Consider the following 24,209-nt stretch of genomic DNA (forward strand, 5'->3'; position numbering starts at 1 on the left):
TCCGCTGGTCCGATTGAACGCGCGGATTCTTTATCACTGATAAGTTGGTGGACATATTATGTTTATCAGTGATAAAGTGTCAAGCATGACAAAGTTGCAGCCGAATACAGTGATCCGTGCCGCCCTGGACCTGTTGAACGAGGTCGGCGTAGACGGTCTGACGACACGCAAACTGGCGGAACGGTTGGGGGTTCAGCAGCCGGCGCTTTACTGGCACTTCAGGAACAAGCGGGCGCTGCTCGACGCACTGGCCGAAGCCATGCTGGCGGAGAATCATACGCATTCGGTGCCGAGAGCCGACGACGACTGGCGCTCATTTCTGATCGGGAATGCCCGCAGCTTCAGGCAGGCGCTGCTCGCCTACCGCGATGGCGCGCGCATCCATGCCGGCACGCGACCGGGCGCACCGCAGATGGAAACGGCCGACGCGCAGCTTCGCTTCCTCTGCGAGGCGGGTTTTTCGGCCGGGGACGCCGTCAATGCGCTGATGACAATCAGCTACTTCACTGTTGGGGCCGTGCTTGAGGAGCAGGCCGGCGACAGCGATGCCGGCGAGCGCGGCGGCACCGTTGAACAGGCTCCGCTCTCGCCGCTGTTGCGGGCCGCGATAGACGCCTTCGACGAAGCCGGTCCGGACGCAGCGTTCGAGCAGGGACTCGCGGTGATTGTCGATGGATTGGCGAAAAGGAGGCTCGTTGTCAGGAACGTTGAAGGACCGAGAAAGGGTGACGATTGATCAGGACCGCTGCCGGAGCGCAACCCACTCACTACAGCAGAGCCATGTAGACAACATCCCCTCCCCCTTTCCACCGCGTCAGACGCCCGTAGCAGCCCGCTACGGGCTTTTTCATGCCCTGCCCTAGCGTCCAAGCCTCACGGCCGCGCTCGGCCTCTCTGGCGGCCTTCTGGCGCTCCTGCTGCGGCGTCCGCTCGTGGGCCGTGGCGCGGGTCCGCGCGCCGGCCTCGTGCGCCTGGCGCTCGCGGGCGAGGTCCAGGGCGGCCGTCTTCACGTTCTGCCTTGCGCAGATGAGATAGATCTAGCGTGGACTCCTTGATACCGTTCCAGCAGGTAGGCGATACCGTTCCAGCGGATGCCGGATACCGTTCCAGCGGATGCCGGATACCGTTCCAGCGGATGCCGGATACCGTTCCAGCGGATACGCTATCCACAGGCCGAACAGGCTGCAAACCCGCGCCAGTGCTGGGTTTTAGCCTTTGGCGAAAACGAGCCTAATCCGGTTTTAATCCTTTTTTAATCATCGCGTGCCCTGCACGGGGCACCCCTGCGGGGTTCCCCCACCGCTTCGCGGCGGCTCCCCCTCCCGCATATCGAGGCCCCCAAAGGGGGCGAGCTATCCCCCCTTCGCGCCCTACGGGGGGTCGTTTGCGGGAGGGGGCGGAATCCTGCGCTAAGGCTTTGGCCAACGATATTCTCCGGTGAGATTGATGTGTTCCCATCCAAGCGGCGAGACATGGGCCAGCATATCGGGCGATAGCAGCTTTCCGTCTCGTTTCTGGCTGGCGACGACTTCGCCGAGCTTCATGGTGTTCCAGAAGATAATGATCGCGGCCAGCAGGTTCATGCCGGCGATCCGGTAGTGCTGTCCTTCGGCGGACCGGTCGCGGATTTCTCCCCGGCGATGGAAGCTGATGGCCCGTTTCAGCGCATGATGCGCTTCACCCTTGTTGAGACCGATCTGGGTCCGGTGTTGGAGTTCGGCATCCAGAATCCAGTCGATCATGAACAGGGTTCGCTCGACGCGGCCGACTTCCCGCAGGGCCGTCGCGAGTTCGTTCTGCCGCGGATAGGAGGCGAGTTTCCGCAGGATCTGGCTCGGCGCGACGCTCCCGGCCGCGATGGTGGCGGCGATGCGCAGGATGTCGGGCCAGTTGCGCTCGATCATGGCCTGGTTGATCTTTCCGCCGATCAAGGCCCTCAAGTGCGCCGGCGCGGACGAAGGATTGAACGCGTAGAGGCGCTTGGACGGCAGATCCCGGATACGAGGGGCGAACCGATAGCCGAGAATGGCGCACGCGGCAAAGACGTGATCGGTGAAGCCGCCCGTATCGGCGAACTGCTCGCGGATATGGCGGCCGGCATCGTTCATAAGCAGTCCGTCGAGAATATAGGGTGCTTCGCTCGCCGTCGCGGGAATCACCTGGGTCGCGAACGGCGCATATTGATCCGAGACGTGGCTATAAGCCTTCAAGCCCGGTGTATTGCCATATTTCGCATTGACCAGGTTCATGGCCTCGCCTTGCTCGGTCGCCGCGAAGAATTGTCCATCGCTTGATGCGGAGATACCCGCGCCCCAGAATTGAGCCATAGGTAGTGCCGCCTGCGCCTCAACCACCATGGCCAGCGCCCGGTCGTAGGCTTCGCCCTCGACATGCCACCGTCCAATGCGGATCAACTCCCAGAAGGTGTGGGTATTGGTGGCGTCCGCCATCTTGCGCAAGCCGAGATTGATCCCTTCCGCAAGGATGACGTTCATTAGCCCGATCCGGTCCGCGCAGGGCGCTCCCGTGCGCAGGTGGGTGAATGCTTCACAAAAGCCGGTCGCGGCATCCACTTCCAATAAGAGATCGGTGATACGTGTCGGCGGAATCGCCTTGTAGAGATCGAGAACCATATCTTCGGCGCCGGGCGGCGCGGCAGCTTCGAGCTTCTCGATATGCAGGATCCCGTTTTCGATGGACCCGCCAGGGATCGTGCCGGCGCGAGTAGCGCGGCCAAGCTCGCGCAACCTGATATCAAGGCGAGCTTGCCTGTCTGCCAGCCATTCCTCCGGCCGCAATGGCACGGCGAGGCGGCCGCTTTCCGCCACGGCCTGAGCAGGTACGAGTGCGTGCTTCAGATCACCGTAGCGCCGGGACCTCGCCAGCCAGACATCTCCGGAGCGGAACGCATCGCGCAGATGGAACAACACCGCGATCTCCCAGAGGCGGGTATCGCCGGCCGCCTGACCACGAAGATGACGATGCCATTTCGAGCTCGGCCGCAGAAAGGCGGTATGCGGAGCATTGTTCAAACCGGTGCGCAGGGCTGTCACCGCTTCCAGAAGCTGCTGCGCGACAGGGGCAGCCCGAAGATCGAGCAGGCGCAACATGCGAGGAGCATACCGGCGGAAACGGTGATAGCCATCGAGTACATGATTGAGCGGATCGTCCGCCATGGTGGCCGTCAGTCTGGTTGCTATCGCGACAAGGGTTTTGAAGCCGTCCCAGCCTGATCCGCTCGCGATAACGTCGCCCAATGGCTGGCCATCATCCTGGGCATCGACCAAGGCTCCGCCGATTTCAGCGAAGGATTTCAGGGTGTCGCGCACCGCGTTCGCTTCGTTGGTGGTCTTGGCCTGGCAAATCCTTTCCGACGCCCGGTAGAGCCTGCCCACGATCCGGTCGTGGGTTTCGACCATGGCATCGGCAAGCATCGCCTGCCACTCCGATGCGCAGACGGCCAGAATTGCAAGCCGCCTGTCCTCCGGGAGATCGCGCATACCATCGGCATAATACCGCTCGCCCTGCCTGCGCAGACGTGTCACCCTATGGGCAGGAACACCGGCCAGCAGATCCTCGGGAAGATCGACACGTTGCAGATATTCCAACCTGTCGAGCAGCCGGTTGGCCGACGAAGAGTTCGAGCCTGGCGCGAACTGACGCAGCCACACGAAGCGGGTCACCCGATCGTCGGCCGTTTCCTCAAGCAATGCCAGTAACTGTTCCCGGATCGGTATGGGCAAGCGACCGGCAATCCGCGTCTCGATTTGCCGCTCAGCATCGACCAGAGCCGTGGCGCAAAGCCGCTCGATCGTGGATGTCGCGGGAAGAACCGTGCGGGTGCGTCGGCACTCGGTCACGAAGCTACGGGCAATGTCCTCGTTCGACACCGCCAGTTCGGCTTCCCGGAACAGCCAGTCCTTCAGCTCGCGTGCTCCACGTCCGGAGAAGGTGCGGAACCCATAGAGCGCCCGCAACTCGGCAAGATGCTCGTGCCGCGTCTCCTCGCGGGAGGCATAATCAACGAGATCATCGGCGCCAAGGCCGAGTTGCGCTCCGATGAACTCGACCACCTCGGCCGGGATCAGTTCGCCCGGAGCCAGCACCCGGCCGGGATAGCGCAGGACGCATAATTACAGGGCGAAGCCGAACCTGTTGTGAGCGCGCCGACGTTGCCTGATGTGGCCGAGATCTTCATCGCTCAGCGTATAATGCTTCAGCAAATCCGCCTGCGAGGTCGGCAGGCGCAACAGCGCGTCCTTCTGCCGATCGGTTAGAGTGACGCGACGCGGCATCAATGTTCCTTTTTCAAAATCCGATGGTGTTCAAGACGCTTTGTTTATGAAGCTGGTTGAGATACATTTCCAGCGAACAAATCATTCGTGGCCAACGCGCCGCCTCAAACCAACGTTTGTGATACATGCTGATCGGATATGCCCGCGTCTCCAAAGCCGATGGCTCGCAGTCTCTCGACCTGCAGCACGACGCCTTGCGCGCCGCAGGTGTCGAACGGGACAATATCTATGATGATCTTGCTTCCGGCGGTCGTGATGATCGCCCTGGCTTGACTGCCTGCCTCAAGTCATTGCGTGACGGCGATGTGCTGGTGGTCTGGAAGCTCGATCGCCTCGGACGATCGCTTGCCCATCTGGTCAACACGGTGAAGGAGCTGTCAGACCGCAAGATCGGCCTGCGGGTTCTGACTGGAAAGGGCGCTCAGATCGACACCACGACTGCGTCCGGTCGCATGGTGTTCGGAATCTTCGCCACCTTGGCCGAGTTCGAGCGGGATCTGATCCGAGAGCGCACCATGGCGGGTCTCGCCTCCGCGAGAGCGCGCGGTCGCAAGGGCGGACGAAAATTCGCGCTCACCAAAGCTCAGGTGCGTCTCGCGCAAGCCGCCATGGCCCAGCGCGATACTTCAGTTTCCGATCTCTGCAAGGAACTCGGCATCGAGCGCGTCACTCTCTACCGATATGTCGGTCCCAAAGGCGAGCTCAGAGACCATGGAAAGCATGTTCTCGGACTTACGTAGCAACTCGTTTCTTTTCGCAGGTTGAGCCACCTCCGCGCTTCATCAGAAAACTGAAGGAACCTCCATTGAATCGAACTAATATTTTTTTTGGTGAATCGCATTCTGACTGGTTGCCTGTCAGAGGCGGAGAATCTGGTGATTTTGTTTTTCGACGTGGTGACGGGCATGCCTTCGCGAAAATCGCACCTGCTTCCCGCCGCGGTGAGCTCGCTGGAGAGCGTGACCGCCTCATTTGGCTCAAAGGTCGAGGTGTGGCTTGCCCCGAGGTGATCAACTGGCAGGAGGAACAGGAGGGTGCATGCTTGGTGATAACGGCAATTCCGGGAGTACCGGCGGCTGATCTGTCTGGAGCGGATTTGCTCAAAGCGTGGCCGTCAATGGGGCAGCAACTTGGCGCTGTTCACAGCCTATCGGTTGATCAATGTCCGTTTGAGCGCAGGCTGTCGCGAATGTTCGGACGCGCCGTTGATGTGGTGTCCCGCAATGCCGTCAATCCCGACTTCTTACCGGACGAGGACAAGAGTACGCCGCAGCTCGATCTTTTGGCTCGTGTCGAACGAGAGCTACCGGTGCGGCTCGACCAAGAGCGCACCGATATGGTTGTTTGCCATGGTGATCCCTGCATGCCGAACTTCATGGTGGACCCTAAAACTCTTCAATGCACGGGTCTGATCGACCTTGGGCGGCTCGGAACAGCAGATCGCTATGCCGATTTGGCACTCATGATTGCTAACGCCGAAGAGAACTGGGCAGCGCCAGATGAAGCAGAGCGCGCCTTCGCTGTCCTATTCAATGTATTGGGGATCGAAGCCCCCGACCGCGAACGCCTTGCCTTCTATCTGCGATTGGACCCTCTGACTTGGGGTTGATGTTCATGCCGCCTGTTTTTCCTGCTCATTGGCACGTTTCGCAACCTGTTCTCATTGCGGACACCTTTTCCAGCCTCGTTTGGAAAGTTTCATTGCCAGACGGGACTCCTGCAATCGTCAAGGGATTGAAACCTATAGAAGACATTGCTGATGAACTGCGCGGGGCCGACTATCTGGTATGGCGCAATGGGAGGGGAGCAGTCCGGTTGCTCGGTCGTGAGAACAATCTGATGTTGCTCGAATATGCCGGGGAGCGAATGCTCTCTCACATCGTTGCCGAGCACGGCGACTACCAGGCGACCGAAATTGCAGCGGAACTAATGGCGAAGCTGTATGCCGCATCTGAGGAACCCCTGCCTTCTGCCCTTCTCCCGATCCGGGATCGCTTTGCAGCTTTGTTTCAGCGGGCGCGCGATGATCAAAACGCAGGTTGTCAAACTGACTACGTCCACGCGGCGATTATAGCCGATCAAATGATGAGCAATGCCTCGGAACTGCGTGGGCTACATGGCGATCTGCATCATGAAAACATCATGTTCTCCAGTCGCGGCTGGCTGGTGATAGATCCCGTCGGTCTGGTCGGTGAAGTGGGCTTTGGCGCCGCCAATATGTTCTACGATCCGGCTGACAGAGACGACCTTTGTCTCGATCCTAGACGCATTGCACAGATGGCGGACGCATTCTCTCGTGCGCTGGACGTCGATCCGCGTCGCCTGCTCGACCAGGCGTACGCTTATGGGTGCCTTTCCGCAGCTTGGAACGCGGATGGAGAAGAGGAGCAACGCGATCTAGCTATCGCGGCCGCGATCAAGCAGGTGCGACAGACGTCATACTAGATATCAAGCGACTTCTCCTATCCCCTGGGAACACATCAATCTTACCGGAGAATATCGTTGGCCAAAGCCTTAGCGTAGGATTTCGCCCTCTCCCGCAAACGACCCCACCAGCGAGGCAAGACGATCGTAGGTGCCCCGGGGGATCCGGACCACGGTATCGGCGTCACGGTAGAGGACGGTGTCGGCGGTTTGGACCAGCGTGAAGCTTAAGCGGTCACAGAACACGATGGCCTCCCCGACAAGCTGGAAACCCTCGATCAACTCGCCGATGTCATCGACGCCTGAGGCCGAGATGATCCCTCCGCTGAAGGTCAGCGTGAGGCGCAAACCGGCGGGATCGCCGACCTCGAACCGAAGCGAGGTGGCGCCCTCGAAGATCGCCTTGCAGGTCGTCCAGGAAGATGCCGGCAGAGGCGAGGCGGAGGCCTCGGGGCAGGCGAAAGGGTCGGGTGGGTCGACGGCCACGGTTGCCCCTGGGTTGTGCCAGTATGCCGTAAGGTAGCACGCTGAGGGGGCGGGGTCAGCACTGAAGCGAAGTCGCCCGGCGCCAGGCTGAAACTGCCCCTCCCCCAGGGGCGCTGCGTGCGTGGGTCAGGCCGCAAGGCGGGCAGGGTTCGCAGCCGGCACGACGCTCGCCACCGCCCAGCCTGTCAGCCGACTGCGATCCGGTGAGCGTCGTGGCGGAATGCATCGAGAGCGTCCAGGCCGCGATCGACGACCTCCCGCCGGGGGCTTGAGCGATCCATCCTGAGGGCCGGCATGGTCCCTTTCCTCATTTCGGAGGAACAGGGAACAGGGCGCGGGCTGGCACCGGGGTCTCGGAGGTACCGGTGCTCGACTGGAGGCGCTCCTCCCCGGTGAGGGCAACCTTCCTGGTCAGGCTGCGGGGCTGGGGGCGTCCGGAGCGGGCGCCATCTCGAGCGGCGGCGGCGCGGTTGAGGGCGTCCTCCCGCGCCAATCTGGAGCCACGGCGCGGGTACGAGACGGCCACCTCGCCTCATCCGGCAAGCATGGAACCCGGTCGAACCGCCCCAAGCGGAACCGGCGGTGAAACGCGGCGCCGACGTTCGCCACAGCGTCAGACCGTCCCTACACGATGGCGACAAGGGAACAGACGGCGGCTCCGCCCGCAACCGTCCGGCCAGACGATTTTCCCCTGTCGCTTCGCGCCATTCCTCGCGGGACAAAATCGTCAGTCCGGCCGGTCCTCCGCTGCGCTCCGGCCCCTCTCGGGGTGCAGGCGGAGCCGCCGCCTGTTTGGGGGGTCGCATCGCGCAGGGACGGTCCCGAGCGCCCAGGGAAACCAGACGATGCCGCGCCCCACCTCGACCCTCCCCGCCCACGCCCGCTACGCCCTCGCGACCCACGTAGCCGAACTCCAGGCGGAGCTGGCCTCCATCTCCTGCCCGCGCGAGCGGCGCACCATCCAGGCCGAGCTGAAGGCCGCCCAGGCCCGGGTCGCCCAGCTCACCCCGGAGGGCTAATCCCCCTCCTCCAGGGCCGCCCAACGGCGGCCTTTGTCCCCGGAGATCGGGGAGCCTTACCCTGGTTCGTAGCGCGCGGGACAAGCCTTCGGCGGGCGCCCATTCGGACGCCCACCGAACCGTCCTCTCGGACGGGTTTCGCCGCGTCCGGCGACGCAGCGAGCGGCCCGTCAGGCCGCCTGTTGGGTCACCTCGAACTCGGTGAGGTAATCCTCCGCTTCCCGCGCTTCGCGAGAGAAGAAGCGGTTCTCGCCGACGAGCTTCATCATGTCGTCGCGGCGGAAGTAGATCGCGCGCCCGCAGCGGATCGGTTCGATGCCCGGCACGCACAAAATCTGCTCGTCGCGGCGCATCGTGTTGATGATCTCGTCGGGCATGATGAGGGCCCGCTTGTGGAGCGACGTCGAGGCCGAGACGCTCACTCCGCCCGAGCCCTTGCCGCCCGATCGAGCCTGCTGGCTGTACGAGATGATCTCCTGGGTGAAATACCCGCACCGCTCGGACAATGCCTTGGCCGTTTCGATGTCGGTGATGGCGGAAAAGCTCTGCCACGAGGTCGACTCGAACCACGCGCTGACGGCGTCCTTGTCGCCCCATTGCTGGCGGAGTTGGCCGAGCGCCTGGTACACCATGACGAGCACGATGCCGTACTTCCGGCCGGCGTCACGGGCGACCTCGAGCAGGCTCATGTTGCCGAGCCGGGCGGCCTCGTCGAGGATGAACGCGACGCGGTCCTTGACCTCGCCGTTGGCGTGGTAGAGCGCGTTCATCAGCCCGCCGATGATGACCCGGGCAAGGCCCGGATAATCCTGAAGCGTCTGGAGATCGAGCGCGACGAACACATCGATATCGTCCTCCACGAGATCGAGGCTGGAGAACGTTCCGTCGGACACGATGGCGGCGTATTCCTTGAAGCTCAGCCAGTTCGTCAGGTCGGCTGCGGTGGCGTAGACGCCGGAGAACGTCTGGGGCGTCATCGACTTGAACGGGCCCAGCGCCAGCGCGGCAAACGAGTCCCTTTCCTCGGCCCGGAGGATCCGGCTCAGGTAATCCAGAAAGTCGGGTTCAGCCTGGGAGATCAGCTCGCGCAGGGTGCGCAGCGTGCGCGGCCGGGTCGCGTCGAAGCCGCGGTTGAGGCAGATGTGCGCGAGCACGCCGCGGATGAGCTGGAGTGCCGAGTTTCGGAAGAAGTCGTTGGGGTCGGCACGCTTGACCTGGCCGGTGGCGATCCAGCCGACCACGGCCGCGATGTCCTTCTCGGCGGAGTTCTCGCCCCGCCCGATCCAGTCGAGCACGTTGAACCCGCTCATCAGCTCCTTCGGGGTGATGCAGTGCACGCGCCGGAGGTTTTCCTGACCGCGCATCGTTGCTCGATACTCGGCGAGCATCGGATGCAGCTCGGTCGAGGGGTCGAGGACGACGGCATTCCACGGGCACGACAGCAGCATCGGGATCACGGTTCCCGTCGTTTTGAACCCGCCCGATCCCGAGAAAATCAGGCCGTGCCCGGAGCCGAGATCGGCGTTGAACCCCATCAGCGGTTTGCGCCCGCCCGAGCCCCACGTCTTGCGGTCGCCGGGCTTGAAGATCCTCGATGTGTTCTTCGGATCGAGATCGGGCCGGTACAGCTCGCCCAGCACCAGCGCGCCATCCTCCGGGAACAGCTCGCCGGCGAGCCTCATCGGCGCCCATTCCGCATCGCCATGGGCCGCGGATTTCGAGCGAACCGGCTTGTTGTAGCCGCGGATGGTCCGGCGGACCCGGACGAGCGAGACTACCGGTGCGATGAAGGCGACGAAACCCGCAAAGCACACGGCGCAGAACAGCGCGATATCGGCTTGGCGCAGCAGTGCACGGGCGTCCCCTTGCGGATTGAGCGCGCTCAGACGGGCGATCTCCTCACGCACCGTCCAGGCGCAAAGTCCGATCAGGAACAGCGAGGACAGCGCAGCGACCACCCGGCCGCTGTCGCCGGCTCGGGCAAGGCCCGAAGCGGCAAATAGCACGAGCGCGGGGAACGCGACGGCGGCCACGCGCATGGCGTGGACCATCATCGTATGGCCCGGTTCGATGACGTAAAACGCGCCGACCAGCGGGGCAAGGAACAGGCTGAACGTGAGGTGCAGCGCCAGGCCGATCGCAACGACGATGGCCCCGTTGATCCACTTCATTTCTTGAACTCCTTGTCGCCGAGCCGAGCCATGCGCTCGATCACGTCAGGGTCGCGGATACGCTCGCGAGCCTCGATCAGGAGGCCGAGCAGAACATTGCTCGGCAGATCGGAAAGGCCGGCTTTGATGACGAGGCCGCCGAGCTGGATCTTCTCGCGAGCGTCTCGCTTCCGCTCCTCATTCCGCTTGAGCATCAGCTCCCTCTGGAGCCGATCGAGCGCCTCGACGTCCCTTTGCCTTGGGCTGCGCCACCTCCGGGTATTCCGTACGAAATCGCGCCACTAGTTCCTCGAAGGCCTTGGCCAGAGCCTCCTCGGGGATGGCGATCGAACCGAGGCCAGCCTTCATCGCCAGGCCGCCGATCCGCGCAGCCTCAGCCTTGTCGTGGTCGGAGAGCTTCTTCTTCAACGCATCGATCGAGCTCGACAGCTGCTGGATCTCGCCGAGGATCGCCTCGCGCGACTTTGGCCTGGCCATGGTTGCTCCGTTCCCTTCTGCGGTGGACAGCGCTGGTTAACATCCGGAACACGATTGCGGAACGCTGCGTCAGAAAGTGTGTGTGATGTCGGGTCAAAGACCCAACCACCCGTGGTCCCAACATCACACTTCCGGGTTTGTTAGACTTATAGTGGAGCGGGGCGCGATCCCCTGATCGCGGAGCATCGGCGGACGTTCGAGGCTCCGAAGCTCAGCTTATGGTGGAGCTAGGGGGCACCTCCATCCCCTTCCGGCGGCGCACCCTGTGCCGAGTCGCAAGCGTCGGGCCGATCGGGCTTCGACATTCCTCGATCATCCCCGTTGCCCCATTATCTCAGGCGACGGCGAACCTTCGAACGTCGCGCGGTCCGGCTGCCGCCGGGCAGATGGTTGAGGCCCCATAGGGGCCTCCCTCGAACGGAACTTTGGCGCGCAGCGCCTCCGCAAAGTCCTCTGAGTTTACGAAGGGGCGCACTTAAAGGAAACTTGCGTTTCCCTGAGTTAGCTGCTAATTGTCAAGCTCGGGAACCTCGCATGGCGATCTATCACCTCTCGGCTCAGCTCATCAGCCGCGGACGCGGCAAGAGCGCCGTCGCCAGCGCCGCCTACCGGCGTGCGGCCACGATGACCCGAGAGGCCGACGGCAAGGTCATCACCTACGAGGGCAAGCAGCACGTCGCCCACACCGAGTTCAGCCTTCCCCCCGTGGTTCCGGCCTGGTTCCGGATCGCGCTCGACGGACGCAGCGAGAACGGTGCGTCGGCCTTCCTGTGGAACGCCGTCGAGAAGAAGGAGGGGCTGAGAGGCACCGGCTACGCGATGGAGCTGAACATCGCGCTGCCGATCGAGCTGACGCTGGCGCAGAACATCGAACTCGCCCGCGACTGGATCGAGACGGAGATCGCGGCCCGGGGCCATGTCGTGGATTGGGCCCTGCACGATGCCCCGGGTAACCCGCACATCCACGTCATGATCCCGCTGCGGACGCTCACCGAGGAGGGCTTTGCGCGCAAGCACGAGTTTGCCCGCGATCCGGACGGCAACGTCATCTACCGCCCGGACGGAAAGCCTCAGTACGAGGTCATGGCCGGGCCGATGAAGCACCTCATTCCATGGCGCCGGTCATGGGCGGAGGTGGCGAACACCCACTTGGCGGCCGCAGGGTTCGACCTGCGCATCGATCATCGTTCCCACGTCGAGGCCGGCATCCAGATCGAGCCGACCGAGCACATCGGCGTCCAGGCCTCGAACCTGCGCGGCACCATCTCCGACCGTGTCGAGGAGGAGAAGCAGAAGCGCATCCGTAATGCGCAGGCAATCATCGCCGATCCTGAAAAGCTCCTACCGATCCTCTCGCGCGAGAAGAGCGTGTTCGACGAACGCGACATCGCCCGCGCCGTCTTCCGCTACATCGACGATCCGGTCGCCTTCGAGGCAGTCCGGCTCCGGCTCGGCCAGTCGCCGGAACTGGTGGCGGTCGCCGAGGAGGTGTTCGACCCCGAGAGTGGGCGGGTCACGTCGCCGGCGCGCTGGACCACCCGTGCGCTTCTGAGCGCCGAAATCCTGATGCAGGCCGCGACCGGCCGGCTCTACGCCGATGCCGGTCACCGGGTTTCCTCACGCGCATTTGAGCGCGCCCTCGCGGCTCGCCCGGAACTGTCCGAGCAGCAGCGTGAGGCGGTCCGGCACGTCACGCAGCCTGAGCGGATCGCGGCTGTCGTCGGCTTTGCCGGAGCCGGCAAATCCACCATGCTCGGCGTCGCGCGCGAGGCCTGGATCGGGACCGGTCACAGGGTCGTCGGCGGGGCGCTGGCCGGCAAGGCGGCCGAGGGGTTGGAGAAGAGTGCAGGCATCGCCAGCCGCACACTCGCCTCATGGGAATTGGCCTGGAAGCACGAGCGTGACCTGCTCAAACCCGGCGACGTGTTCGTGCTCGACGAGGCCGGCATGGTTTCGTCCGAGCAGCTCTCGCGCATCGTCCAGGAAGTGGAGCGGCGCGGCGCCAAGCTGGTGCTGGTCGGCGATGCCATGCAGCTCCAGCCGATCGAGGCCGGAGCGGGCTTCAGGGCCATCACCGAGACGATCGGCTACGCCGAGCTATCGGAGATCTGGCGCCAGGCCGATCCGGCGATGCGGCGGGCAAGCGTAGCGTTTGCGCGGGGCGAAGCCGCAGCAGCACTCGGGGTCTACCGCGAGGCCGGGATGGTGCGGTTCTCGCCCGATCGCGAGGGCGCACGCGAGGCGTTGATCGCGGCCTGGAAGCCGGACTACCTCGGCCACAAGCCTGACGGCCGGGCGAGCGAAACCCTGATCCTCGCCCAGACCAACGTCGACGTTCTGGCCCTCAACGGCATGGCGCGTTCCGCGCTCAAGGCCGACGGCATGCTGGCCGAAGAGGCCCGGTTCGTGACCGCGCGAGGCGAGCGGATGTTCGCTCCCGGCGACCGCGTCCTGTTCCTCGAGAACGATCGCCAGCTTGGCGTGAAGAACGGCATGCTGGCGAGCGTCGAGGCCGCGTCGAGCGGTCGGCTCACCGTCAGGCTCGACCGTGACGGGAGGAGCGACGGCGAGCGGATCGAGGTCCAGGCGGAAGCTTACCGCAACCTCGATCACGGCTACGCAGCGACCGTGCATAAGAGCCAGGGCGCGACGCTCGATCGGGTCCATGTGCTGGCCACGCCCGGCATGGATCGGCATCTCGCCTACGTGGCGATGACGCGCCACCGCCACGCTGTCACCGTCCACGGCGCGCATGCCGACTTCATTCCGGATTGGCGCAAAGCCAAGCTCGGATCCGCGCCGTCCCTGGACGTTCTCGACACGGCCGCGCTCGAAGGATTGTCGCGCCGGCTGTCTCGCGACGGGTCGAAAGCCTCGACCTTGGACTACGCCGACGAGGCTGCGTTCCGCGAGGCCGCGGTTGCGCTGACCCGGCCGCCCGAGGCGATGGATGGTGAGCCGATCCGGGATCGGGCGAGCGACCTTCCGCTGCTCAACGCCGGTCGGATCGCCAGCAGTCTGTCGGCTCTAGCGGGACGCATCGAAGCTGATGCCGGTGCCGTGAGGCCCGAACCGAAGCCCGCTGACGGGCTCATCGACCCGTCGGGCTCGCCTGCCTTGACCACGCTCGAGGCGGCTCTTGCCCGGCTGGAGACGGCGGAGAACGACATCGCCGACCGGGTGCGGCCGCAGGATCTGCGCGCCCTCGCCTCGGCCTTCGCGGAGCGGCGCGGTCTCAACGGTCACGCCGTCCTTGCGCCAGCGCTGGTGAAGCGTGCCCGCACGATGATCCGCACGGCACAGGCCCGTTGGCGCCGCCTGCACGGCCTTGCCGAACGGCTTGGCGCCGCCTGGCAGGCGCTCGCCTCATCGCGTCCAGCCGTCGAGAATATCCCGCCGAAGGCTGCCGAACTCTCCCCGTCGATGGGTCCACTCAGGCCGTTCCTCGCGGGTGTTCCCTTCGACAAGACGACAGTCGATGCAGCCCTCGCATATCGCGTCGATCCAGAGCGGGATCTGAAGCGGGAACTCACCTCGCTGCGCACCTCGATCCGCATGGCGGTCAAGGATCCGGCAAGCCTGTACAAGGCGATCTTCGCCCAGCTTCGTACGCCCGGAAAAGGCTACATCGCGCGCATCGACGACCTGCTGGCCGATCCCGAGGCCTACGGCGGCCTGCGGGGTCGCAAGGGCTGGTTCGTGCCGAAGCCGGAGAAGGAGGAACGCGAGAAGGCTGTGGCGTCGTATGACGCTGTCAGAGGGGCCGCGATCAACCTCAAGAACCAGTATTCCGCCGTGCTCGAGAAGGCGCGTCCGGAAGAATTGCGGTACCGTCGACGCCTCACGATCGAGGTGCCTGGTTTGTCTCTGGCGGCGGCGGCTGCGCTGGTCACGATCGCCCGGACACCGGGCTCGGACCCACGGGCCTTCGATGCTGTCGTTGCACAGGCTGTTGCGACGTCCGAGCAGCGCGCGGAGATCGAGGCATTCGCGAGCGCCGTTGCCCGCCGGTTCGGCGCCTACGGCGCGATCGGGCATTCACCGGACAAGAGCCTTGGCCCAGGGCAATGGCTGACGAGCGAGGAACGCGAGATCCTGTCGGGCGGCGGGTTCGTCGCCTCCTACCTCAAAGAGGGCAGCCTGGATCATCTGATCGCTACGGTCCTGCGCCGCGAGCTCGACCAGCGCCTCGACGTTCAGCCGCAGCAGACACCGGAACAGCGCCAGGAACTCGATCGTGACCGTGATCCCGGGCTGACGCTCTGACGCTTCGCCAGATCCTCGATCGACGGCCGGAACTTTGCTGTTAGCACTGTCTCCGGTCGACTCTGTGACGCGGACGACACGCGCCTCGTATTGGCCCCGCGGCGACGATGGGTAAGGGTAGGAGAGAGGACAGCCGAGGGTTTTTGCCGTCTCAAGGACGGATCGAGAGACGATGCCTGAATGCCGTATCGGCCGGGCTTGAACCGAGGAACCGCAACCCATGAGTTTCCGCGATCTGCCGGCGCTGGTGACCCAGCGCGAGGATGCCCTGACTCTGCTCGAGGCTCTCGCCTCGGGCGTCGATGAACGCGAGTTCGCGCCCTTCGTCACCGCGCTTACCTCGCCGGAGGACGAGCAGGCCGCCGCCATCATGCTCGGATCAGGCAACGGGATGTCCTTACGCGTCCAGCTCGGCGCCCTCCTCGCCGGGGCCGGCCTGGTGACCAACGACGAGGTGTTCCAGGCCCTCGATGCGCGCCGGGCCCGAGCCAAGGGAGCGGTGGCGTGAGCAGCGATCCCTACGTCTACGAGGGCACCGGCACCCTCAAGAACAATGCCGGCATCCGTGATCCGGAAGCCCTGGCCGAGCGCGAGCAGATCGTCTCGTTCCAGGCCTTGCGCCAGATGCTCAAGGAGCCGGTGCTCGGCCAATTCGACCAGGCGCATTTCGCGGCGATCCACAAGCGGCTGGTCGCCGAGGTGTACCCGTGGGCCGGCGAGACCCGCACGATCGAGCTGTGGAAGCCCGAGATCGTGCTCAACGGCCGCAGCGTCGCCTATGCGCCGCCGGCGCAGATCGACGGGCTGATGCGGTCGGCCCTGTCGAGCTTGGCACGCGAAGAACCAGGGAACCTGAAGGACAGCCGACCGGCGCTGCGCTTTGCCGGTACCGTGGCGACGCTGTTCCAGGCCCACCCGTTCCGGGAGGGCAACACCCGCACCCTGCTCGCGTTCATGGAGCAGTACGCCCGCCACCATAAGCAGCCGCTCGACCAGGCGCTGATCAACCGGGTGCCGAGCGAGACCCGCGACAAGCTCGTGCTCGCCACCCGCGGCCAAGTCCAGCCCCTGGCCGAGATGATCCGGAACGCCCGCTACTCGGAGGAGCAGCGCGCCCATCCGGTGCTCGGCCGGCTGTCGGCCGAGGCGTTCGAAGCGACGCGCCTGATGGGAGCGCCGCGCATCGTGCTTCCCGAGCCCGGGACCCGGGTCCAGGGCCAGGTGGTCGCCGCGAACTACCACCACGCTCTGGTGCGTCAGGATCGCGTGCTCGCGGCGGTGCCGCTCGCCTCGTTCCGCGTGATGCCGGAGAACAATTCCCGCATCGACGTGCGGGTCTTGCGCAACGACGAGGGGCTGGACCGCTCTCAGCCGCGCGAGAAGGTCGCCCGCAGCCAGGTCGTCGGCCGGGTGCTGATCCCGGCGAGCTATCTGATGCTCGCCGGCCAGCGACCCGAGGACGCCGTACGCAACCGGATCGAGATCCCAGGCCCGAGCCCGGCGCTCGCCGACGCGTTGCAGACCCGAACGGCCCGGGAGATCGTTGCCGACCCAGGGCTGGCAGCCGAGGCGCGGCAGATCGACAAAAGCCTGATCGAGCGCTTCGGGCGCGAGGGCTCGGCGATCCTGGTCCAGGGCAACGACGCTGAGGCCAAGAGCCTCCTGCCGAAAGGCCAGGATCTCGAGGAAATCCGTGCCGTCCTGAAGCCCCTGATGGACGTCCTGGTGGCCGACGATCGTCAGCAAACGGTCGCCCAGCAGAAGACGCTCGGCCAGGAAGAGCCTCAGCTCGGACGGTCCCTATGAAGGCCCTGCGGCGCACGCCGGTCGAGTCGATCTCGGCTGGCTCGATCCTTACCCTCAGCTTCGTCGCGTGCGCCACGATGGCCGTTCTCAGCCTCGTGTGGTGGACGTTCACGCCGGTCCTCGGGCAGGTCTATGCTGCCCTGCGACTGCTCGAGACGCTCACCCTATGGCGGTTCACGGGCTGGGGCCGGTACTTCACCGGCATGCCGGCAGGCCAGCCGTTCGCCTTCGTATCGATCTACCAATCGAGCGCTCCGTTCGGCCTGGTGGCCGCCTTGCTCACGGCGCTCATCGGCTTCCTCGCGTGGGGCAAGCGGAGCCGGAACCACATCGACGCCCTCATCACCCTGCCGCGCCAAGGCTTCACGCGGAAGGAGATCGGCCGTCGGTTCATGCCGGCCGACCGGCTGGTGCGTTTGCCCGACCAGGACCAGGACCAGGAGCCATTGTCCTCTCCTCCGGCCAAGTGCCCCAACCGGTTTGTGGAAGTTCGCGATCTCATGGATGCCCGGGCCGTGGAGACGGTGCCGGACGACGTTCCCTGGCACCTCGCGGGCGCCCTCGTCCTCACGATCGACGCGCTGGCGCCCCTCGCCGATCGCAAGCTTCGCGAGAGGGTCCTGAACGCCGTCAGGGCGGCCGCAGACCGCCATGCCGTGAATCCGCTATGCGAGCAGCCCGCTACCCTCCTGCCGACCCTGCACGGCGCCCTGGTCCAGGCGATCGCCGATCAGAAGGGCCGGGGGATCGCAGAACTCCTGCAGGTCCACGCAGTGCTCGAGACGAAGGAATATCTCGAAGAAGCCGTCTCGACGCTCGCAAGCGTGGCCCTGACGGAGCGCGGGTTGAAATTCCCGGACTACGCTTGGCTTCGCCACGTCGATCCGCGCTTGCAGTCTGAGATCAGGACCTACTGAGATCCCTCAACGAGGAGCGCCGAGCGGAAGGTCCGCTCGGCGCTGTCGTCGTGTCACGCTGTACCGGCCGGGTCGACCGTCAGGTGCCCGTTCCGGTCATGTAGGTGGTCACGACGCCGATGATGACGCCCAGGATGGTGACGCCGGAGCCGACGACGATCCCGGCGATCGACCGGCCGCTATCCTCGCGGGCGTTATCGTCCTGCGAGCTCTTGTAGAGCTTCACGCCCGAGATGCCAGCAAGGCCGATGCCGATCACGGCGAAGATGATCGAGATGACGATGCCGGCGTTGTTGCCGCCCGTGGCAATCGAGGACGCGTTGAGCGACGAGCTTGCCGCCTTCGAGCGCGAGTTCTTCAGGAACTCGATCGGCGCCGATGGGTCGCCCGAGGTGCCGCCCGTCGCCTGAGCCAGAGCCGAGACAGTGCTCCAGCCCATAACCGTCGCAGTCGCGAGCGCGTGGTAGTACATATCCTTGAAGTTCATGGAAGCCTCCATCGTCATGCTGCGGTTCTGGATCGGCCGATCTGGGGCTGAGCTTCGCTCATGATTTCCCCCAACACTTGATCGACGATCGTCTTTGCGATCCGGTCCTCACCGAACCGCGCAAGCGCGGACATCCGGCTCCACGTCTCGATGGCGGTGCCATCGGGAAAGCGGGAAGCGAGGATGCGCAGCGCATCGTTGACCGCCATCCGGCGGTACAGCTCGTCGCGCACCAGGCGGTCCTCCGCCTTGGTGGTCAGGGCCCACAGCATCCGGGGCCCGAGCGAGTTGTTCAGAATGATCCAGCGCTCTTCCTCGCGCAGCTTGAACCGCGCCAGCAGGTTCGCGCCGCGCCGCCCCTGCGGGCCGTGGACCTGGCGCTCGAGCGCGGACTTCACCGCCTGATCGAACCCGAAGGTCTTGCGCGCCTGCTCGCGGATCTCGTTCGAGTCGGCGTTGAGCACGAGCACGGTCGAGGCCATGTCGGCGAGGGTGTCGAAGTCGGCGAGCAGCTGCGAGACCAGGATCAGCTCCAAGCCCCACTTGCGGCCCTCGCGCGCGTCCGACTTCACCTGCCGGGCGATCGTCTCGACGCCGCCGGTCAGGTGATACTCGTCCATGCACAGGCGCTTAGGCGTCTCCGCCACCTCAGCGTAGCGCGCCTCCCAGTACCGGACGTATTCCGACCGGATCTTGTCCTCGGGCGGGAAATCCATCTTCGCGATCTCCTCGGCAAAGCCGGAGATTTTCGACAGGTAAACGTGCCGCGCGATCATGAACATAAGCGCGTTGTTGCGCTCGGCCTCCGGCGATTTGTGGCGCTGGGCCACGTCCTGAAGGTCGATCGACACCACCCGCGCCTCGCCGAGGTCGAGCCTCGTCGGCCGGGAGAAGATCGGGAACTTTTCGATCGCGCTTTCCAGCGAGCGCTGGACGTGGCGGATCAGCTCGGCCGGGAAGTCCTGCACCATGATCGGCTCGGCGAGCACCCGGGCGAAGTCCTCCAGCACCGGCATCGCGTAGCGCTGCGCGCGCTGCGCCGCGTTGAAGAGCCGGCGCTGGACCAGCGCGTCGACGATGCTCCACCACCGCGCCTTGTCGGGGACCTCGATGCCGAAGTCGTGGATGATCCGGTCGAGCTCGGGGTCGACGTCGGGCTGGTAGACCGATGGCGAGGACGAGAACTGGAGGTCGCTCTTGAGCTGGAACACCCGCGAGATCAGGCGCGGGACCAGGAGCGTCACTTCCGGGTTCGACACGTTGAGGAGCGTGGCGAGGAAGTTCTCGATGAAGCTCCTCTCGCGCTCCAGCGGCATGCGCCGGCCGAGCCCGAGGTCGAGGAAGTTCACCGCGTAGTCCGGCGTGTTGAGGAGCCGGACGTAGTACGCCTCGTGTCGCCGCTCAGGGGGAAGCGCGTTGCGCACCAGCTCGATGAACCCGCTGGAGCTGACGCCGACGTCGATGACGGCCAGGAACGGCAGCGCCGCGCCGGCCGAGAACGCCGCGAACTCGACGTTCAGCCGGTTCATCAGCACCGACTTGCCCGAGCCGGGCGTGGCGTAGATGAGGGTGAGCCAGAACAACTGCTCGGGGCTCAATGCCTCGTAGGGCACCGGCTTGCCGTCGGGCGTGACCAGCATGCTCTGGCCCTGCTTGAAGATCGGCGCGGTGCGGTGGAACGGCAGCAGAGCGGCCAGATCCCCGAGCGGCGCGATCGAGCCCGGCGGGACCTCGGCCTGGACGGTCATTCCGGCCACCGTCTCGCACAGCGCCCGCAGCGGGTTGTGGGGGGCGTCGGTCATCACCGCCTCGCCCCAGGTCATCATCCCGCTCATCAGGTAGGAGCGGCGGCGCTCCAGGAGCCCCGGATCCTCGCCTGGCTCGGTCCAGGTCGTGGCGATGACCCGGCCTTTGACGATCGCCTCGCCGTCCTTCTCGACCACCTCCTCGAGCTGGCGCAGCGCCCGGAAGAGGTTCTTGTTGCTCGGGCTTGCGAAGGCGAGGAGGCCGGCGAACACCTTGCGCAGGCGAAAGCCGACATCGGCATCGCGCAGCGCCTCGAGGTGGAAGCACACCCGGAACGGCATGTCGGCGGAGCGCGACGTGCTTTCCAGGAGCGAGTCGAGCAGCCGGTTGAACGGCAGGATCGTGGAGGGGAACATCCGCATGACCGCGAGCGCGTAGCGGCGCCCGCCCATGTCGAGCGCCCGCATGTTGCTCGCGGCCTGCGCGTTCGAGGTCATGATCTGACGCGCGACGGTCGGCGTGAAGAATTCCGAGACGTCGTCGTCGTGGCGTTCCTTGGCGCCGGGATAGCGCCGGGTGCCCGGCCCGTAGGGCGTCCAGCCGTCGGGGGTCTCGTGGTAGAGGACGGCCGCGCGGATCTGCTCCAGGTCGCGGCGCCGGCCCTTGTCGTCGGGAGCCAGGATGCGCCCTTGCAGACGGGCCTCGCTGAGCGCCTCCATCACCCGGCGCACGAAGGCCGCGTGGACGCCGTCGAGGGAGCCGAGCCGCAGGTACGGGTTCTGGGCGTCGCGGGCCGGCGGCAGCTCCTGCCAGGCCTTCCGGTTCTCCTTCAGCTCGCGGCGAACCTCCTCGGCCGTCCCGGCCGTCGGCCGGGTCCAGGCAGCGAGCAGGATCGTCTCGGAACGCGCCCGGTCCTCCAGGACCGTCCGACCCTCCTCGATCAGCGCCTCGACCGACAGCCCCTTTTGCCGCGAGCGCCGGTTCTGACGCTCGACGAAGGGGTCGATGATCTTCGCGGTGTTGAGCGAGGACTCGTAGGAGATCGTGATCTGGTGGCCGGGCCGCTTGAGGATCTGCGCGATCCCGCCGGCGAAGCGCTCGACCACGTTGACGAGGTAGTCCTCGGCCGAGACGATCGAGCGGACCCCGTCGATCTCGATCAGGGTGACCTGCGACCCGTCATGGGCGTAGACCACCGCTTCCTCGCGCTCCGGGTCGAAGCCGGCGAGGTCGCAGAACTTGTCCGCCGTCCTCATTGCGCGCCCCGCAGGATGACCGAGAACTGGAAGACGGGTACCGCGAGCGCGAAGAGCCAGGCTCCGAGCAGTCCCGGGATGACGCCCCTGAGCAAAGGCGCTGGGCGGACGTGCAGTGCGCAGAACACCTGTGCGAGGGCAAACACCATCGCGGCGCAAGAGAGCATGATCGACGCCGGGTAGTAGGCGTAGATCAGCGGCATGGACGTGATCGCGCCGTCGAGCCCACGCGTCAGGCTGTCGTAGAGCAGGCCGGTCAGGAACAGGCAGCCGCCGCCCGCCATGGCGCAAAGGTGCAGGATCCGGCGCAAGCCCCGGTCCGAGCACACCGACACCGACCAGGCCCGCGCGGCCACGACCGCGTAGCACCCCGCCGCGAGGGTGAAGCCGATGGCCGCCTTGCTCACCACGGGATGATCGCCGAGGTAGGCCGCCGCGTTGGCGGTCAAGTTGTCGATGAGGTGCCAGGATCCGTCGTTCATCGCCTGCGATCCATGCTCATTCGGCGAAGTAGAAGGAGAATTGCGCGATGATGATCGTGGGGATCGTCATGGCGCAGCCGATCACCCCGGCGACGATCCAGTTGCCCGCCGTGCCGTCGCCCGAGGTGTTGGCCTGGTAGACCCGCACCAGGGCGTAGCCGGTGAGGGCGATGCCGGCGACCGCCGTGAGCACGACCACGAGCCAGGCCAGGACCGGCACGAGCTCGACGAGGCCGCGCAGGACGTCGGCCAGTCCCTTGGTCGGACCCATCACGGTTTCCTCAGTTGAGAGATCGGCAGGGTCTCGGGCCGGTAGCTCGGACCAAAGGCCGGGTCGGGCCCGTAGCCGGTGCCGGCCCCGACCGAGACGCGGGCGGCGTCGAGCGGCACCACGACCGGCTGCAAGAAGACGATGCCGATCGGGAAGTTGGTCGATGAGGACAGGGTCGGCGGCCGGCTGAAGCTTCTTGCCGCCGCCGCGGTCATGGCCTGGCCAACCGGCAGCGCCGCGCCCATGCCGGCGGTCAGCCAGTCGATGTTGCGGCCGGACTGGACGGCAAAGCCGTTGCCGACCACCGTCTGGGTGTTGAGCTGCGTCAGCTGCTGGCCGACCTGGCCCACGCCCTGGATCAGCCCGGCGATGACGAGGCCGCCGTAGCGCTCCAGCACGTGGTTGTCGACGTCCTCGGCGACGCCGGTGCGGGCCTGGTCGACCGTGATCGCGATCGCATGCATCGGCCCCTGGCGGCCGTCCTGCAGGATCATGGTCGAGAACCGGATCGCACCTTGCGTCTGCGAGTAGACGATCTGGCCGAGCAGCCGGATGCCGTTGAGCGGCCCGGGCTGCTGGCGCTCGTCGAGGTCGACGATGGTGGCAAAGATCGGCGCGGCCGGATCGTCGGAGTTGAAGCCCCGATCGAGCACCGCGTAGGCGACGTCGCCGGCGCGCGCCACGGTCGCGTGCCGGACGCCGGGGCCGAACGGGCCGGTCGGAACCGGTGGGGTGACCGCGGCCGCCCGCGGCTCGGGGGGCTTTGGCCGCTCGCCTTTGGCGAAGCTCCGCACCAGGAACCCGCCCGGGGTGGGCTTCAGCAGCGCCTTGATCTGCTCGTTGATCGCCGCGACCTGCTCGGGGTCGGCCGTGGGCTGGACCGGCACGTCCCGGTACACGGTCTGGATGACCGGCCGGTCCTGGTAGACGATCCGCTCGACTACCTTGGGCTCCGGAGGCGGCTCCGGGGGCTTGGGCGCCGGGTTGTCGTCGGGCAGATCGCCCATCGTCGCGCCGCGCTTTTCCGCGATCACCGTCGGCGCCACGTAGGGCTTGCCGGCGCTGTCCTTCTCGTCCGCCGCCTGACGATTGACCCCGGCGCGCCGGTCGGCCTCGGCCTTGCCGACCGGCTTCATCATGTCGTTCTGCGGGTTCGGGGTCGATCCCCGGATCTCCGAGGCCTGGCCTGCGCCCTGGTCCGTGACCGGCGCGTCCCGAAGGACGAAGGCCGCCGAGCCGAGCGAGAAGACAAGGACCGCACCACCGATCGCAGCGGACGCCTTGGGAGACAGCGTAGCCATGATCCCCTCCTAGAACTCGATCGTGATGGCGGTCTCGGCGCCGTCGCCGCGCTCGGCGACGAGGCGCGAGGCCGGGCGCAGGAACTCGTAGACGCGGTAGCCCGACGCCGCGTCGGCCGAGGCGACCGGCTGCGGGCTGACGAGATCGCCCTGGACGCGCACGTACATCCGCTCGCGGTAGAGCCAGGCCTGCGCCCCGCCGGTCGCGACGAGCTTCTGCGCGCTGGTCGGCGGCGTGCCGGCGCCGAACAGGTGCAGGAGCGCCGTGGTGTCGATCGGGCCTGCGCCGCGCGGCGGGCCGGGCGGACCGGCCTTGCGCACCGGCGCGCTCGCCGTGACGACCTTCGGGGGCGTCAGCGGCGAGGTGCCGGCGACCCGCACGGTGACCGGGATGTCGACCGTCTCGCTCTGCCCCGACAGGACCATCAGGGGGATCGGGTAGGGCACGTTCTCCAGGCGGATCAGGATGTTGCCCCAGGTGTCGTACCGGCACGGCATCAGGTTGATCGAGGTCGGGCGGTCTGCCCCCGTCGCCGCAGGCACCTGCGCCGCTCCCAGCGTGGTGTCCTGGCCGCAGCCGGTCCCATCCTGCGCAAACAGCCGGGGATCGTAGGCGACCGAGGCGATCGGCCAGGGCGCGCCCTTGCCGTCCACGAAGGTGATCGGCGAGACGACCCCGTAGGCAAGATGAAGCGTCTCGGGCGCCGAGCGGCTGACCTCCTGCGTGACGGTGAGCAGGCGCGGCTCGGGCCGGGGCATGCGCCCGTCGCGGCCGGGGAAGTTGCCGGCGCCCTGCGCGTCCTGG

Annotated in this window: 19 protein-coding genes and 1 pseudogene; 9 read left to right on the forward strand and 11 right to left on the reverse strand. The window is 65.9% G+C overall.

The annotated features are described in order from the left end of the window. Nucleotides 1-85 precede the first annotated feature (85 nt). Complete coding sequence (gene tetR(A) / locus QR78_RS07005; RefSeq protein ID WP_000164043.1) at nt 86-736, forward strand: tetracycline resistance transcriptional repressor TetR(A); 651 nt, start codon at nt 86-88, stop codon at nt 734-736. Between the two features lie 673 nt (nt 737-1,409). Here the strand turns inward: tetR(A) and QR78_RS07015 are convergent. Then, a pseudogene (locus QR78_RS07015) lies at nt 1,410-4,295 on the reverse strand (Tn3 family transposase). A gap of 125 nt (nt 4,296-4,420) precedes the next feature. Between QR78_RS07015 and QR78_RS07025 the strand changes: the two are divergent. The 3 genes from QR78_RS07025 (at nt 4,421) to QR78_RS32485 (ending at nt 6,740) form a co-directional block, all read left to right on the forward strand. Further along, entirely contained in the window at nt 4,421-5,035 is a 615-nt protein-coding gene (locus QR78_RS07025) for a recombinase family protein (RefSeq protein ID WP_000904906.1), read from the forward strand. Between the two features lie 65 nt (nt 5,036-5,100). After that, nucleotides 5,101-5,904 carry an aminoglycoside O-phosphotransferase APH(3'')-Ib gene (gene aph(3'')-Ib, locus QR78_RS32480; RefSeq protein ID WP_001082319.1) on the forward strand — a complete coding sequence of 268 codons (804 nt, stop codon included), beginning with the start codon at nt 5,101-5,103 and terminating at the stop codon, nt 5,902-5,904. Beyond that, on the forward strand, nt 5,904-6,740 hold the full coding sequence (locus QR78_RS32485) for an aminoglycoside O-phosphotransferase APH(6)-Id (RefSeq protein ID WP_000480968.1): 837 nt from the start codon (nt 5,904-5,906) through the stop codon (nt 6,738-6,740). Before aph(3'')-Ib ends, QR78_RS32485 begins: the two co-directional genes overlap by 1 nt. A 69-nt stretch (nt 6,741-6,809) precedes the next feature. Here QR78_RS32485 and QR78_RS35345 read toward each other — a convergent pair whose 3' ends face one another. Continuing rightward, a complete protein-coding gene (locus tag QR78_RS35345) occupies nt 6,810-7,205 on the reverse strand; it encodes a hypothetical protein (protein ID WP_053220832.1) in 396 nt (131 codons plus the stop codon). An 845-nt stretch (nt 7,206-8,050) separates the two neighbouring features. Here QR78_RS35345 and QR78_RS35460 point away from each other — a divergent pair. Beyond that, a complete protein-coding gene (locus QR78_RS35460) occupies nt 8,051-8,224 on the forward strand; it encodes a hypothetical protein (protein WP_167349668.1) in 174 nt (57 codons plus the stop codon). Nucleotides 8,225-8,394: 170 nt separating this feature from the next. Here the strand turns inward: QR78_RS35460 and QR78_RS07045 are convergent, their stop codons facing one another. From QR78_RS07045 to QR78_RS32500, 3 genes are read right to left on the reverse strand one after another with little or no spacing between them, the layout of a single operon-like run. Continuing rightward, nucleotides 8,395-10,395 carry a type IV secretory system conjugative DNA transfer family protein gene (locus tag QR78_RS07045; protein WP_048426787.1) on the reverse strand — a complete coding sequence of 667 codons (2,001 nt, stop codon included), beginning with the start codon at nt 10,393-10,395 and terminating at the stop codon, nt 8,395-8,397. Further along, a complete protein-coding gene (locus QR78_RS07050; RefSeq protein ID WP_048426788.1) occupies nt 10,392-10,589 on the reverse strand; it encodes a conjugal transfer protein TraD in 198 nt (65 codons plus the stop codon). Before QR78_RS07050 ends, QR78_RS07045 begins: the two co-directional genes overlap by 4 nt. Next, nucleotides 10,573-10,872, reverse strand: coding sequence for a TraC family protein (locus QR78_RS32500; RefSeq protein WP_082171538.1), 300 nt, complete (start codon nt 10,870-10,872; stop codon nt 10,573-10,575). The genes QR78_RS07050 and QR78_RS32500 overlap by 17 nt, the downstream gene beginning before the upstream one ends. Before the next feature lie 534 nt (nt 10,873-11,406). Between QR78_RS32500 and traA the strand changes: the two genes are divergently transcribed. From traA to QR78_RS07075, 4 genes are all read left to right on the forward strand, one after another. Next, on the forward strand, nt 11,407-15,138 hold the full coding sequence (gene traA, locus QR78_RS31845) for a Ti-type conjugative transfer relaxase TraA (RefSeq protein ID WP_082171539.1): 3,732 nt from the start codon (nt 11,407-11,409) through the stop codon (nt 15,136-15,138). A gap of 220 nt (nt 15,139-15,358) precedes the next feature. Further along, nucleotides 15,359-15,646, forward strand: a complete 288-nt coding sequence (locus QR78_RS07065; RefSeq protein ID WP_048426790.1) for a hypothetical protein — start codon at nt 15,359-15,361, stop codon at nt 15,644-15,646. Then, nucleotides 15,643-16,944, forward strand: coding sequence for a Fic/DOC family protein (locus QR78_RS07070; protein ID WP_048426791.1), 1,302 nt, complete (start codon nt 15,643-15,645; stop codon nt 16,942-16,944). Before QR78_RS07065 ends, QR78_RS07070 begins: the two co-directional genes overlap by 4 nt. Then, complete coding sequence (locus tag QR78_RS07075; RefSeq protein WP_048426792.1) at nt 16,941-17,861, forward strand: hypothetical protein; 921 nt, start codon at nt 16,941-16,943, stop codon at nt 17,859-17,861. The genes QR78_RS07070 and QR78_RS07075 overlap by 4 nt, the downstream gene beginning before the upstream one ends. Before the next feature lie 79 nt (nt 17,862-17,940). Here QR78_RS07075 and QR78_RS07080 read toward each other — a convergent pair whose 3' ends face one another. From QR78_RS07080 to QR78_RS07105, 6 genes are all read right to left on the reverse strand, one after another. Beyond that, nucleotides 17,941-18,366, reverse strand: a complete 426-nt coding sequence (locus QR78_RS07080) for a hypothetical protein (RefSeq protein WP_048426793.1) — start codon at nt 18,364-18,366, stop codon at nt 17,941-17,943. Then, on the reverse strand, nt 18,363-21,350 hold the full coding sequence (locus QR78_RS07085; RefSeq protein ID WP_048426794.1) for a hypothetical protein: 2,988 nt from the start codon (nt 21,348-21,350) through the stop codon (nt 18,363-18,365). Before QR78_RS07085 ends, QR78_RS07080 begins: the two co-directional genes overlap by 4 nt. Beyond that, nucleotides 21,347-21,832 (reverse strand): hypothetical protein, encoded by a 486-nt coding sequence (locus QR78_RS07090; RefSeq protein ID WP_048426795.1) that lies wholly within the window; start codon nt 21,830-21,832, stop codon nt 21,347-21,349. Before QR78_RS07090 ends, QR78_RS07085 begins: the two co-directional genes overlap by 4 nt. Before the next feature lie 16 nt (nt 21,833-21,848). Further along, complete coding sequence (locus QR78_RS07095; RefSeq protein WP_048426796.1) at nt 21,849-22,103, reverse strand: hypothetical protein; 255 nt, start codon at nt 22,101-22,103, stop codon at nt 21,849-21,851. Beyond that, nucleotides 22,103-23,404 (reverse strand): DotG/IcmE/VirB10 family type IV secretion system protein, encoded by a 1,302-nt coding sequence (locus QR78_RS07100; protein WP_048426797.1) that lies wholly within the window; start codon nt 23,402-23,404, stop codon nt 22,103-22,105. The genes QR78_RS07095 and QR78_RS07100 overlap by 1 nt, the downstream gene beginning before the upstream one ends. Before the next feature lie 9 nt (nt 23,405-23,413). Continuing rightward, the coding region (locus tag QR78_RS07105) for a DotH/IcmK family type IV secretion protein (protein WP_048426798.1) at nt 23,414-24,209 on the reverse strand (796 nt) is incomplete at its 5' end.

Source organism: Methylobacterium indicum (assembly GCF_001043895.1).
In the GTDB taxonomy this organism is placed as follows: domain Bacteria; phylum Pseudomonadota; class Alphaproteobacteria; order Rhizobiales; family Beijerinckiaceae; genus Methylobacterium; species Methylobacterium indicum.